The 13932-nt window shown below is 60.0% G+C and carries 10 protein-coding genes; 2 read left to right on the forward strand and 8 right to left on the reverse strand.

Translation table 11 applies throughout. The features are described from left to right. Positions 1-227: 227 nt before the first annotated feature. From ACQRAQ_RS02035 to ACQRAQ_RS02050, 4 genes are all read right to left on the reverse strand, one after another. Positions 228-785 carry a hypothetical protein gene (locus ACQRAQ_RS02035; RefSeq protein ID WP_427727307.1) on the reverse strand — a complete coding sequence of 186 codons (558 nt, stop codon included), beginning with the start codon at positions 783-785 and terminating at the stop codon, positions 228-230. A 233-nt stretch (positions 786-1018) separates the two neighbouring features. Further along, positions 1019-1555, reverse strand: coding sequence for a PTS sugar transporter subunit IIA (locus ACQRAQ_RS02040; RefSeq protein WP_427747646.1), 537 nt, complete (start codon positions 1553-1555; stop codon positions 1019-1021). Positions 1556-1818: 263 nt separating this feature from the next. After that, positions 1819-3267 carry a glycoside hydrolase family 1 protein gene (locus ACQRAQ_RS02045; protein ID WP_427747645.1) on the reverse strand — a complete coding sequence of 483 codons (1449 nt, stop codon included), beginning with the start codon at positions 3265-3267 and terminating at the stop codon, positions 1819-1821. A gap of 172 nt (positions 3268-3439) precedes the next feature. Beyond that, entirely contained in the window at positions 3440-4447 is a 1008-nt protein-coding gene (locus tag ACQRAQ_RS02050) for an AraC family transcriptional regulator (RefSeq protein ID WP_427793656.1), read from the reverse strand. Positions 4448-4563: 116 nt separating this feature from the next. On the opposite strand from ACQRAQ_RS02050, the gene ACQRAQ_RS02055 reads away from it, so the two are divergent. Beyond that, entirely contained in the window at positions 4564-7134 is a 2571-nt protein-coding gene (locus ACQRAQ_RS02055) for a glycosyl hydrolase (RefSeq protein ID WP_427747643.1), read from the forward strand. Between the two features lie 42 nt (positions 7135-7176). Then, positions 7177-8031, forward strand: coding sequence for a MurR/RpiR family transcriptional regulator (locus ACQRAQ_RS02060; RefSeq protein WP_427719831.1), 855 nt, complete (start codon positions 7177-7179; stop codon positions 8029-8031). 235 nt (positions 8032-8266) lie between these two features. Here ACQRAQ_RS02060 and pyrE read toward each other — a convergent pair whose 3' ends face one another. From pyrE to ACQRAQ_RS02080, 4 genes are all read right to left on the reverse strand, one after another. After that, complete coding sequence (gene pyrE, locus ACQRAQ_RS02065) at positions 8267-8950, reverse strand: orotate phosphoribosyltransferase (protein WP_154518188.1); 684 nt, start codon at positions 8948-8950, stop codon at positions 8267-8269. 123 nt (positions 8951-9073) lie between these two features. Continuing rightward, positions 9074-10618 (reverse strand): LuxR C-terminal-related transcriptional regulator, encoded by a 1545-nt coding sequence (locus tag ACQRAQ_RS02070; protein WP_427793657.1) that lies wholly within the window; start codon positions 10616-10618, stop codon positions 9074-9076. Positions 10619-10933: 315 nt separating this feature from the next. Continuing rightward, positions 10934-12247 (reverse strand): DUF4038 domain-containing protein, encoded by a 1314-nt coding sequence (locus tag ACQRAQ_RS02075; protein WP_427747641.1) that lies wholly within the window; start codon positions 12245-12247, stop codon positions 10934-10936. A 211-nt stretch (positions 12248-12458) separates the two neighbouring features. Further along, a complete protein-coding gene (locus tag ACQRAQ_RS02080; RefSeq protein ID WP_418825681.1) occupies positions 12459-13886 on the reverse strand; it encodes a PTS transporter subunit EIIC in 1428 nt (475 codons plus the stop codon). Between the last annotated feature and the right edge of the window lie 46 nt (positions 13887-13932).

Genomic DNA, 13932 nt, shown 5'->3' on the forward strand with positions numbered 1-13932 from the left:
CAAGAGTGTCCCTTTTGACTAGTCATTTAAGAACGTCCCCAATGACTACCATGGCAACGTCGATGTTTCGGCAATGTCAGCGAGCGGGCACCAGAGCGAACAAATTGGCATGAAAAGAGGACGGCATAGACCTTCTGGTCATGCCGTCCTCTTTGAATGACAAGTTGTCGCTCTGGTGCCCACGCAGCGTCGAGCAGTTGCGGCGTTTGGTAAAACGCCGCAACGAACTAGTTCATCATCGCATTCATCATCTCGGTGGTTGCGGAATCGTCGGCAGACCACTCGTTATCCTCGTTGGCGGAATACTTAAAGGTGACCTTGGTGTCCTTGGTCTCAGCGGCCTTGGTCACGTCGACCATCACCTGGCCGGCCATCTTGTACAGCTCGTCCTCGGAAGGCATCGTATCGAGTGCGGCGATCTTCTCCTGATACTGGGTGGCAAAATCTTCGACGATCTTGTTCATGGACTTGCAGGTGATGGTGACCTCGGCGGTCGCGGTGCCCTTGTCCTCATCGACCGTCACATCACCGATCTTGTAATCAAAACCCTCGAGATAGCTCTTGGCATACTCCTTGGGATCGATGCCCAGCTGCTCAAACTCGTCGCCCGAAGCCTCTTCCAGGCCGGAGAGGAAATCATCGCCGCCGTTCTTGATCTCGTCAAACTGACTCGTAAGGTCGTTGGTGATGAGCTCCTCCACCGAAGGCCCTCCGCAGCCGGAAAGCAAAACCACGCACGCGACCAGGGCAGCCATCAGGGGCGCAAGCAGCAGCTTCTTTTTCATGACATTCCTCCAAACAAGCGGCGCTGCGTTTCCCGCGCAGCGCACGTCGTAACAGTAGGTCCATATTAGCGGCTCCGTTCAACCCCCTACGTCGCAAAAGCGTGGGCGGCTCAATTTGACGAGTGAATGGCCCATAAAGCAAGCCCCCTGCAATAAAATGCGCCTGCTCGGCCTATTAAAAAAGGGTGGCCGGATAACCCGACCACCCTTGTGCATCTTCTGGATGCCGCAGACTACTTGCGGACGACCTTAACGATGGCGTCACCGGCGGCGACGGCAGACTCGGCCTCGACGGCGAGCTCGACATCGGCAAACTCGGCGGTGTTGGACACGGCCACGACGACGCAGTCCTTGTAACCGGCGGCAGCGATCTTGGTGCGGTCGATCTTGAGCAAGGGCTGGCCGGCCTTCACGACGTCGTCGGCCTTGACGAAGCCCTCGAAGCCGTCGCCATTCATGTTGACGGTATCGACGCCAACGTGCACCAGAACCTCGATGCCGCTATCGGACTGCAGGCCCACGGCGTGACCCATGGTGACGGTCACCTTGCCGTCGCAGGGAGCGTAGACCAGGTCGTCCTCGGGCCACACGGCGCAGCCCTTGCCCAAAACCTCGCCAGCAAAGACGGGATCGGGCACGTCGGCCATCTTGATGACCTTGCCCTTGACGGGCGAACACAGCACGTCGGCGCCGGCAGAAGCAGAAATGGAGGCCGGAGCAGCGGCAGCCACGGGCTCAGCCTTCTTCTTGAACATATCAAACAGACCCATACGTTTTCTCCTCTTGATTAAGCGCAACGTTATGCGCATACCTATGGTGATTATAGTGCCAAATGGCCAAAATGCTAAGGCGAGGGCCCAAATCACAAGCCCTTCCAAGCCCTTCCAAAACCTTTTCCCATGGGCACTCATATTGTCGATTAAGCCTCGATAAGCCCCGGGTGAACAAAAGCGTTCCAGATGCCGTCGTCATCGACGTCGGTGGTCACGTAGTCGGCGGCCGGTCCGGCGTTCGGCGGAACGCCGGAGCTCAATTATTCCAAGCCCTCGGTGCCGTTGGACTTGATGATCTTCTGGTATGCGAAGAAGCTGTCCTTGCGGCGGCGCTCGTAGGTACCGGTGCCGTCGTCGTACTTATCGACGTGGATGAAGCCGTAGCGCTTGCGCATCTCGCCAGTGCCGGCGGAAACCAGGTCGATGGGACCCCACCAGGTGTAGGCAATCAGGTCAACGCCATCGGCAATGGCCTCGCCCATGGCCTTGATGTGGCTCTGCAGGTAGGCGATGCGATACGGGTCATGGATGGAGCCGTCCTCCTCGACCTCGTCGTAGGCGCCCATGCCGTTCTCGACCACCATCAGCGGAATCTCGTAGCGGGCGTAAATCTCGTTGAGGGCGATGCGCAGGCCCAGCGGATCGATCTGCCAGCCCCAGTCGGTGGACTCCAGATAGGGATTCTTACCGCCAAAGGTCATGTTGCCCTCGGTCATCTCGTGATCCTTGTGGGTGCCCACGGTGCCGGACATGTAGTAGCTAAAGGTGTAGAAATCAACCTTGCCGTCGGCGATATCCTGCAGGTCGCCATCCTCCATCACGAGCTCGACATCGTTCTCGGCCCAGAAGCGCTTGGCATAGAACGGGTACTTGCCGCGCACCTGCACGTCGGAGCAGTACCAGTTCATGGTATTCATCTCCTGCTGCGTGGCGAACACGTCGGCCGGATCGCACGTGGCGGCATAGGAAAGGATGAAGCAGTCCATGTTGCCCATCTTAAACTGCGGGTAATGCTCATGGGCATAGCGCACGACGCGGCCGCTGGCGACAAACTGGTGATGCAGCGCCTGCATACGAGCCTGCGGCGTGGTGTGGACCGCCGACGCCGGACCCTCAAAGCCCTGAATCATGCTGGTCTCAAAGAGGTTGCCCATGTCCTGAGTACCGCAGTTGATCTCGTTGAAGGTGAGCCAGAACTTGACCTTGTCCTGATAGCGGTCGAAGACGGTCTGGCAGTACTTCTCAAAGAAGCCGATGAGCTCGCGGCTCGCCCAGCCGTTGTATTTCTCGACCAGGTGATAGGGCATCTCGTAGTGCGAGAGGGTCACGAGCGGCTCGATATTGTGGGCGCGCAGGCAGTCGAAGACGCGGTCGTAGAAGGCGAGGCCGGCCTCGTTGGGCTCAGCGTCGTCGCCGTTGGGGAAGATACGGCTCCAAGAGATGGACATGCGGAACATATTGAAGCCCATCTCGGCGAACAGCGCGATATCCTCCTCGTAGTGGTGGTAGAAATCGATACCGTCATGATTGGGGTAGAAGCGGTTGGGGTCGATGTCGGTCGTAATCTGACGCGGCTCCTTGTAGCTGCCGCCCAAGAAATGGTCGTCGACGGAAGGACCGCGGCCGTCCACGTTCCAAGCGCCCTCAAACTGGTTGGCGGCGGTGGCGCCACCCCAATAGAAACCCTCGGGGAACTTGATGTTTGCCATGAGCATCTCCTTTGCATCGCGGATCGATGAGCTGAGTATCGCCCACGCGCGGGACGGGCAGAAGCGGTCGCACCAAACCCGATACTTCTTTTCGCCCTTGCGCCCCGTCACCGCCCCGCCCCTGACACTTCCTGACACCTGCCAAAAAGGGACAGGTTTATTTTGGCAGGTTTTATCTGGGCAAACGCCGGCGGTAGACGGCCGACGTGCAGCCATAGCGCTCGGCAAACTTTTTGTAGAAGAAGCTCATGTTGGCGTAGCCTGCCTCGCGCGCCGCGGTTTCGGCAGTGGCGCCGGCGTCGAGCAATGTTGCCGCGCGTGCCAGGCGGCTCTCCTGCACGAGCTGCATAAACGTGCGGCCCGTCTGCCGTTTGAGCAGCGCGCTTGCGTAGTTGGGACTCAGATGCAGGTGGCGAGCTACGTCCTCGAGCGTACAATCGCAGGCATGGCGCTCGATGTAGCTCACGGCGGCCGCGACCTGCGCCGAAGGCAGCGTGGGCATGTCCGCCTGCAGCAGCGATGTCTCATAGCTTTGCATAAGTTCGACCAGCAGCAACTCAAACAGCCTCGACACGATCTGGGGACTCGCCGCCGTCGGCTCCAGAAGTTCGCACAGCATCTCCTGCATATATCGGCGCACGCGGCGGCTGTTGCCCGTGCGGAAATGCACATGACCGCGGTGGTCGGTTTCGTCATTGAGGGCATTAATAAGGAACTGCGAGACGGCGCTTGACGGCGACAGGCTCTGCTCTAGGCTGCGGTGCAACATCACCCGCGAGATGACGATGCTCAGCATAATGTCATGCTCGCCGAGCTCGCCTACGGCATGCGGACAGGCCGCGTCGAGCAAGAGCACCTCGTTTTGGGCAAGCGTGAGCCGTGCGCCGTTGACGACCTGCGGCGCATGCCCTCGATAGACATAGCTGATTTCGACATAATTGTGCACATGCTCCGGCACGGGGTTAAAGCGCGAGTTGCGCACGATTGACAGGCCCTCAGGCATGCCTTCTTGGTGCAGGGCTCGCGTCGGGTCACCGATTTCATGGATATGTTTTTCACCGATATTCTGCTGATGACCCGAGCTGAACGCATCGTTCCAGTCATAGCGGGTGCCTGCGCAGTAAGCGCGCTCGCTGTCGGTCAGCTTGAGCAAAAGATTGTCCAAACGCGCGATATCCATAGCGCCACCATCATTGATTTGGTCATATTCTGCCGTGGTTTTGATATTAGCAGGAGTGTGCGCGCGACGTACTCTGACTTCAATCGATTTAAAAGGTTTGTTTTAGAGGAGTGGATATGGCGGCATACGACAACCATGTGCTTCCGTTCTTGTGGCTCAAGGGCGAGGCGCGCGAGACGATTACCGAATACTTAGAGCAGATTGCCGGGGCGGACATCCACGAGGTCTGCCTCGAATCGCGCACGCATCCCGAGTTTTGTCGCGACGGCTGGTGGTCCGACCTGCGTTTTATCATTGGCGAGTGCAAGCGCCTGGACTTGAAGATCTGGCTGCTCGATGATGCCCACTTTCCCACGGGCTACGCCAACGGCGCGCTTGCAGGCGAGGATGTAGACCCCGCGCTCAAAAAGACCGTGCTTAAGCATCACACGGTAACGGTCGTCGGTCCCCAGCCGTCCACGACCATTAAGCTCGGCAATCTTATGGATCCCACGGAGCGCTTTGTGGGCACGGCGACTTTCGACGCCGCCGGTGCACCGCTCGACCTTGAGCTCGCCGTTGAACAGACCGAGGACGGCACTCCCGTCCGCCTGCGCTTTGACGCTCCTGCCGGCATCACCACCCTCGAGCTCTATGTCACCAGCCAAAAGACCGGCTTTCGCGATGAGTACATCAACATGGTCGACGCCGATTCGTGCCGTATGCTCATCAACGCCGTCTACGAACCCACGTTTGAACATCTGGGCGACGAGTTCGGCAAGACCATTCTGGGCTTCTTTACCGATGAACCGGGCTTTATGAACGAGAAGGGTGCGACCCTCGAAGACGCTTCCACCAGCAGCTTTATTGGACGCGGCGATATGTCACTGCCCTGGTCGGATGAACTTGCCCGCCGCTTGCACGAGGAGTTGAGCGCGAGCTGGCTTGCCGAGCTCCGCGGCCTTTGGACGCGCGACCCCGCCGGCGCTCGGGTCCGCCACACCTACATGGACATCGCCACGCAACTCTACCGCGCGTGCTTTGACGAGCAGATTGGTGACTGGTGCCGCAAGCGCGGCGTCATGCACATCGGACATGTGATTGAGGACAAGAGTTGCCACACGCGCCTGGGCCAGGGCGCCGGACACTACTTCCGCGCGGTCGCCGGGCAGGATATGGCGGGCATCGACGTTGTCATCAACCAGCTTGCCCCCAGCGTCGACCACGGACGTTACAGCTACTTCCACGGCGCGTGGAACATGGAGTTCTTTACCTACGCGCTCGCCAAGTTGGGCTCTTCGGCCGCACGCCTCGACCCCAAAAAGCAGGGGCGCTGCATGGCCGAGGTCTTTGGCGCCTTCGGCTGGCACGAGGGCTTGCGCGAGATGAAATGGATCGCCGACCACATGCTCGTCCGCGGTATTAACTGGTTTACGCCGCACGCGTTTAGCATGGCGCCCTTCCCCGATTGGGACTGCCCGCCGCACTTTTACGCACACGGCAACAATCCGCAATGGCCGCACTTTGGCCAGCTCATGAGCTATATGAACCGTACGGCAACGCTGCTTTCAGGAGGCTATGCCATGCGCCCCGTTGCCATCCTGTACCATGCCGATGCCGAATGGGCCGGCAACGCCATGCCTATCGAGCGCGTGGCGGCAGAGCTCACGCGCGCGCAGATCGACTTTGATTTTGTGCCCGCCGAGGCTTTTGAGGATGAGGACCGTTACGAGGTTTCGATTGCCGACGGATTACTTACCGTAAACGATTGTCGTTACCAGGCGTTTGTTATGCCAGGAGCTTCATTTATTGGCGCTGCGACGGCGGAGGCAGTGAGACGCATGGCGGATGCAGGCGTTATGGTGCTTGCCGTCGACGAGGTGCCCGGCACATTCTACGATACCGATGGCGCGGTCGAGCTGGGAGGGCTCGTCGCAACGCCGCTGGCCGATGTCGCCCGCGCGCTTGCAAGCGCGGGACTGCAGACCGTTGTGCCTGACACACCGCAGCCTTGGCTACGCGCACTTCGCTACGAGCGGGTGGGCGAGACCTACGTTATGCTCGTCAACGAACACCCACGCGAGCGTATCGACTGCACGGTTGCACTTGCGACAGGCGAGCGCCTTTGCGGCACGCGGCTCGACCTGCTAAACGGCGCCGGGCCCGTTGCGTTTGACGGTGCGTTGGAGCTCGCACCCTTCGAGAGCTGCATCGTTGTTTTGGAAACGAGCAGCAAGAATGCGCCTGGAGACGGCGCAATCGACGCTGACACGTCGCTCGGCCTGCGCATCGAAGGCCCATGGACCGTCGCCCTCTCTCCTGCCGGCAGCAATGGCGCCTTTGGTGAATCACAAAAGCTCAAGCACCTGTGCGACCTTACAGCCGATCTGTTCACCGGCACCTGCGGTACCTACCGATATCATGCGTCGTTTGAGCTGGCCAACGATTGCACCGACGCCACAATCGACCTGGGAGACGTCTACGAAACCGCGACGCTCACGCTCGATGGACGCCCGCTCGGCACACGCATCTGCCCGCCCTATCGTTTTGCCGCCGGCGCACTTTCCGCCGGTGCGCATGAGCTCACGATCGACGTCATCAACACGCTCGACCATGCGATCCCCGACATTTTCGCCCTCACCGAGCCCGTCGCCCCCAGCGGCATCCTCGGCCCCGTTACCCTTTGCGGGCAAAACCTGCCAAAATAAACCTGTCCCTTTTTGGCAGGTTTGGCGAGTGTGGGAGTTCGCATGGATATCAAACGCAAGATCACCGAGGCGCAGGGCCTCACCCCCACCGAGCAACAGCTCGGCATTGCAGCCCTTGCCATCGGTCAGGACATCCGCGGACTTTCTATTAAGGAATTTGCCGCGCGCACCAACGTTTCGGTCGCGAGCGTGCATCGTTTTTGCAAAAAGCTCGGCCTCGAGGGCTTCAAGGATCTCAAGGTCGAGCTTATTCGCTTGGCAACCGAGGCGGGAAACCGCCGCGACGTGGACATCAACTTTCCCTTTGATGCTACGTCCAGCCCCGCGCAGGTCATGGAGCGCATGGAGGGGCTCTACCAGACCACGCTGGCCGAAACGCAGGAGCTGCTCGACCCCACGCAGCTCGACCACGCCGCCAAGCTCATCGCGAACGCCCGACAGGTCGACATCTACACGGGCTCGCACAACCTCTATCCAGCGGGAATGTTCCGCGACCGCCTGCTCTCTGCCGGTAAAAGCGCGACGTGCCACAACGGTGTCGAGGCCCAGGTGCGAACGGCGCTCGCCTCGGATCCCGACCATGCGGCAATCGTCATCTCCTACAGCGGCCTTGCCCCCAACCTCAAGGACATCTTGCCGATCCTCAGCAGTCGGCATGTCCCGGTCATCGTCATCGGCACGCCTTATTGCGCTCGCATTCACCCCGGCTTTGCCGCCTACCTTACGGTGAGTGACCACGAGAGCATGACGCATCGCATCACGCAGTTCGCCAGCCACATCGCCGTGCAATACGTGCTCGATTCGCTCTACAGCAGCTACTTCGCCAAAGACTACGCCCGCTGCTCCGAATTCCTGGAGCGTTCGTTCCCCTATACTCGCCTGCCCGGGCTTAAGTAGTCGTTTAAGAACGTCCCCAATGACTACTCTGGCAACGGCAGCGAGCGGGCCGCATCCGGAGCAAGACAGCGCCGCAAGTAGAGGACGGACAGCGAGCGACGTCCAGGGCGAACAAGTTGGCATGAAAAAGGCGAGGCATTGACCTTCTGGTCATGCCTCGCCTTTTGAATGACAAATTGTCGCCCTGGGCGGCGCGCAGCGTCGGCCGGTTACGGCGTTTGGTAAAACGCCGTAACTACTCCTGTGCTCCGTACTGCTCGTAGTAGGCGTCGATGGCGGTCTTAAGTTCGTCATCGATGACGACCTTGCCATCGATCTCGTGGTTGTAGAGGGTCTCGACGACCTCGGCCATGGAGACGATGCTCGCGACGGGGAAACCGTACTTTGCCTCGATCTCCTTCTGAGCGGTGGTCACGCCACCCTTGCCGACCTCCATGCGGTTGAGGGACACGATCAGGCCCTTGATTTCGACGTCGGCGGCAGCCTTAACCTTGGGATAGGTCTCGTCGATGGACTTGCCGCTGGTGGTAACGTCCTCGACCATGACCACACGGTCGCCGTCCTGGGGCTCATAACCCAGCAGGTTGCCCTTATCGGCACCGTGGTCCTTGGCCTCCTTACGGTCGCAGCAGTACTTGACCTCCTTGCCGTACAGCTCGTGGTAGGCAATTGCGGTCACGACGGCCAGCGGAATACCCTTGTAGGCCGGTCCAAACAGCACATCAAAGTCGTCGCCAAAGTTATCGTGGATGGCCTGGGCGTAATACTCGCCCAGCTTCTTGAGCTGATAGCCCGTCACGTAAGCGCCGGCGTTCATAAAAAACGGGGACTGACGGCCGCTCTTGAGCGTAAAGCTGCCGAACTTAAGAACGTCGGACTCAACCATAAACTTGATGAACTCTTGCTTGTAAGCCTCCATGCGGGCTCCTCTCGTAATCGCGTACGTGCCCTCCAGTTTAGCGCAGGCGAAGCGTCGATGCGGGTGCGCTTTGGAGCCACATCCCCCCCCGTTAGAGTAAGGAACTGGGCGGCGCCTCATACGCTAGTCCTTGGGTGCCCAGGACCAGAAGAAGTTGATAAGGGCCACACGCGAGTCGGTACCGGTCTTTCTGTTGATCGAGGAAATGTGGCGGTAGAGCGTAGAGCGCGAAAGGAAAAGCGTTGCGGCAATGTCCTGAACGCTCTGATCCGAAACGACCAAGGCCTCAAGAATATCGCGCTCGCGCTCTGTAAGCCCAAAGGTGGTGACGAAGGCATCGAGGCGTTCATCGGGCGTGGGCTCCGCTGCCTCCACAAGCGCGGGGTCGGAACATGCGGGCGCAAGATCTCCACCAAGATTGTCGGCAGCAAGCGCCAGCCCGTCCTGCATCACGGCATCATCGGCCCGTTGCCCCAACTGTCCCAACAGCGTAATCGCAATACCCACAAACATCACGAGTGCCGCGCCGACTGCAGCCAGCACGTTTTGACTCGAGATAATCGCTACCGCCGGCGCCGTCACGAGCATCGAGCACACGTTATTGACGACGCGACCCATGCACGGCCAAAAATATGACCAGTGCGCATAGAGCGAGATAGCGGCGAATTTTGTGGTAAAGAACACCACAAAGAAGCCCGAGCCCAGATAAAAGATGATCGTGGCAGCAAGCTCGTTGCCGCCATTGCCATCGATGATGAGCACAAAGAACGAAAGCGTGGACAGCATGGCGACACATGTCATGCCGATATTCATATACGAACGGCCGCTCAGGTCAAATAGGGCTCCGGCGGCCAACGAACTCGCAACAAGCAGCAGGCGCGGCCAATCACCCAAATCAACGGCTCCGGTAGCATGCAGGGTTGTGAGGCCCGCGTTGAGAGCGGCGAATACGCCGGAAAGATACGCCGTCGCCACGGTCAGGCGAACTACGGCGCGGCGGAATGCCGCCTTTGTCTCGGGCTCGTCATGCCACTTGGCGCCATATTCCAAAGCATCTACCGAAAGCCCGGCAGCACTGGGTTCAAAGTTGGGATCGGACTCATCGCGCAGTTTGGCGCGTCGGGCACCGTGAAGCAACGCCACCTGCGCGATCGCACCGACGACCAGAACAGCCTGCTGAGGAATGCCGGCAGGTATCACCATATGGTTGAAGACCTGCACCAGAACGCCCATGGCGTAAGAAAGTGCGGCGGCGCGCGCCAAGCAGGGCGTCCGCGCAAAGCGCCGCGCAAAGTTTGCATGGGCAGTCGATCCGCAGTAGCCCAGCGCGCAGCACGCCACCAAACCGCCGGCGATTACCACCTCAGTCCGAACCGCCATAATCAACAGCAGGAATGCCGCCACCAGCAAAACACCCGTAACGTCACTCGTTGCATCGATGGCATGGGGACGGCGATAGTACAGAACGGGACGTACAAGAAAGCCAATCACACTCGCGCCGAGGACAAGGCTCTCATAAATAACGACCTCGTTCGGAGACACGAACTCGGCCATGCGCACATCAAAGAGATACTCGCACGCCAAAAACGTGAAGAAGAACAGAGCCAGGCATATAATCTCCTGAATGCCCCGACGCAGACATGCGGTTGTGTCTCCCGTGCCTCTCATGGTTAACCCCCAGCCGCTCAATTGTCTGGAAATCTATTTTAATGCAGAACCAGTCTCAATATCGAAGCCAGGCTCGAAATGCCGCTCATTTCGAGCCCACCGTCCACATCACGCCGCGATTTTGAGCCGCATGGACCAGAAGGGACACGCGAGACCTCTAGCTCGGCTAGGAGCGTCTCCAACTACCACTCATTTAAGTACGTCCCCAATGAGTGCGACGGAATGGCTCCCTTGGCAGCTTAAAGCTGTCATGCACGAACCATTCCGTCGCAACCTCATGAAAGGGACTGGATTGTAAATGTTGGAGAAGAGCCGTTAGCGCCCAGGAGCCAAGATCACCAGTGCGTCGTGCTCAAAGGGATGCTGAGCCACGCGCACGGTACCGTCACCGTTGTCGCGAACGGGCAGCTTGGCGATGCGCTTGTCCTCCATGTCAAGGACCGTCGCCGTCCAGCCGCACGCGCCGTCGAGCTTAAACTTGAGCGCCGTAGTGCGCGGCAGGTACGTGACGACGTGATCGCCAACGCGCGCCACACGAATGGCCTCGCGCGCGTCATCGAGCAGCTCCTGCGCCGGAACCACGGCAAGTGCGTCGTCGCCAGCCGTAGCGCCCAGACCGGCAAGCACATGCTCGATCGCGCCAAAGTCCCAAACGCCCGCAAACTGCAGGCACTCCTGCCAGCGGAACGGCATGTCGAAGCCCTCGCCCAGCACCGAGCCCTGGCTCTTGCTGGTCTGCCAGTTCCAAACGCCGTGCGCGCCATAGGTCACACCCGCGCTCGCACCGGCAAGGATCGACGACCACACGCTCGCGCGGCAGTCCTGCGCGGTGAAGCGCCAGTACACGTTGCGTGACGCGCCCATCTGCTCGTAACAGGGCTCGGAGTTGACCATCGGCTTTTTGGGGTAGTTGGCGATAAAGTCCTGCGGCAAGCGCCAGGCCTCGGGCTGGCCCTCGTAGTTGTGGCCGGGCTGGAACATGTAAAAGTCCAGACGGTCCAGGTACTGTGCCGGAATGGTGCGGTTGCCGCGGTTGATATGCATAGTGCGCAACGCCTCGGGCGCGCGTTTGACGACTTCGTCGAGAGCATCCTCGTAGTAGGCGATCGCCTCGTCGCTGGTAAAGTCGGTATCGCCCGTCACCACGTAGACGGGGTCGAACTCGCCCAGGTTCTCGACGACGCGGGCAACGTGGGCACGGACCTCCTCGCGCGGCATAACCTCGGCACCGCAACGCTCGGCGATCTTAGCGCCCCAGGTACCGGGCACGTAGTTGCACCACATGAGCACGAGCGCCGGACGAATGCCGTGCTCGACGGCAGCGCGGCACATGGCGGCGGCGCGATCCCAATACGCCTGGTTGGGTTGAGACCAATCAAAGCGCACGCCATCCTCGCTGGCATAGGGCCAAATGCCCAGATCGGGGCAGCAGCGATCCCACTGCGGCAGCGTGTTAATCTGCAGCACGTTCATGCCCTGCTCGGCGCGGCGGGTCAGATAGTAGTCCCAGTCGGCCTCGGGGATGCTGGTAAACGCACTCCAGCACGTATCGGCAAACCAAAAGAACGGCTTGCCCTCGCACAAAAAACCGTCCTGACGACCGTTGACGGTCAGTTTTCCCAAACTCATCTGCATGTCCTTTCGCTCGATAAAGGAATTGCGAACCGGCAGAAGCTTTCGCGGTAACCCCTGATGCGAAAGCCCCCGCCGTTTAACAAACCCCTGCGGGCGGACACCACTTGCCCACTCCAGTCTACCTTGCAAGAAGGGCCCCGCCGGGCTTGCGCCTGACGGGGCCCTGTCGTGTAGGTAAGGTCGTATGCGACCGAATGGCTTGGCCTTAGGCCTCCATCTCGGCGAGCTCCTCCTTGGAGAAGCCGGCGACGAAGACGACGGCAGCGGCGATGACAAAGGAGATTGCCATACCGACGATAGCCCAGACGGTGTTCATCTGGCCACCCTGCAGGTAGTTGGTGAAGACCAGGAAGTTGGAGGCACCGCCAGCGAGGTAATAGGTAACGCCCATGAGGCCGGAGAACACAGCGCCGATGGCACCGCCGATGAACATACCGAACATGGTGCGACGGAAGCGCATGAGGATACCGAAGAGTGCGGGCTCGGTGACGCCGCCGGCGATGGCGGAGATGACGTAGCCCAGGGCAAGACCCTTCTCGTCGGGGTTCTTCATCTTGAGGAAGGCACCGAAGGCGCAGCCCCAGACAGCGGCCATAGCGCAGTTGGTGGAAACGAAGACGAAGGGATCGTAGCCGGCAGCGATGATCTGAACCTGAGCGAGCAGGATGACGGGCATGTGCATACCGCAGACCACGAAGAGCTGCCAGAAGGCGCCGAGGACGGCCATGACGAGCAGGATACCGATGCCACCCATGTCAGCGAGACCGAAGAGGGCGTTAGCGATGAGGCTGCCGATCTCGTTGCCGAGCGGGGCGAGGACGATGAAGGCGATGGGGATGGTAACGATCATGGTGCAGAACGGCGTGAAGACCGTGGAGAGCACGTCGGGCATGACCTTCTTAAAGAACTTCTCGACGAAGTAGAGGACAGGCACCGAAAGGATAATCGGCAGGACGGACTGCTGATAGTTGGCAGCGGCGATCTGAATGCCGTAGACGGAGATGATTCCGCCGCCATCCTGGGTCGCGACACTCACGACGGACGGGGCCATGAGGGCGCCGCCGAGGAGCATGCCCAGAACCGGGGAGGCGCCGAGCTTCTTAGCGGCGGCATAGCCCAGGTAGATGGGGATAAAGGTGAACGTGGCCTCGTACAGGGTGGTGTAGAGGAACGTGTAGGTCGGATCGGTGTCAGAGAGAACGCCGAGCATGGTGGGACCGAGGACCGCAGCGATGGTGCGGAACAGACCGCCGGCCATGAGCAGCGGGATCAGCTGGGTCATGGAGCCCGACAGATAGTCGAGGATGATGTTCGGCAGGTTCTTGAGCTCGAACTTCTCCTTGGGAGCATCGAGGTTCTCGTCGACCGCGGCACCCTGCTTGACGCCGGACATGGCAACGAACTCGGCGAGCACCTTGGGCACGTTCTGGCCGATGATGACCTGGAGCTGGCTGCCGGCGAACTGGCAACCCAGAACACCCTTGACCTTCTTGATCTTCTCCACGTCGGCCTTGTTGTTGTCCTTGAGCGTCAGACGCAGACGCGTCATGCAGTTGGTGGCGACGGAAACATTCTCCGCACCGCCCACGAGCTCGAGGACATCGGTGGCAATCTGCTTGTTATCTACTGCCATGGGACCCCTCCCCATATCATCGTGTGCCTACTCGTTTGGGCGTAGG

Source organism: Collinsella sp. SGI.178, assembly GCF_050313495.1.
Classification (GTDB): domain Bacteria; phylum Actinomycetota; class Coriobacteriia; order Coriobacteriales; family Coriobacteriaceae; genus Collinsella.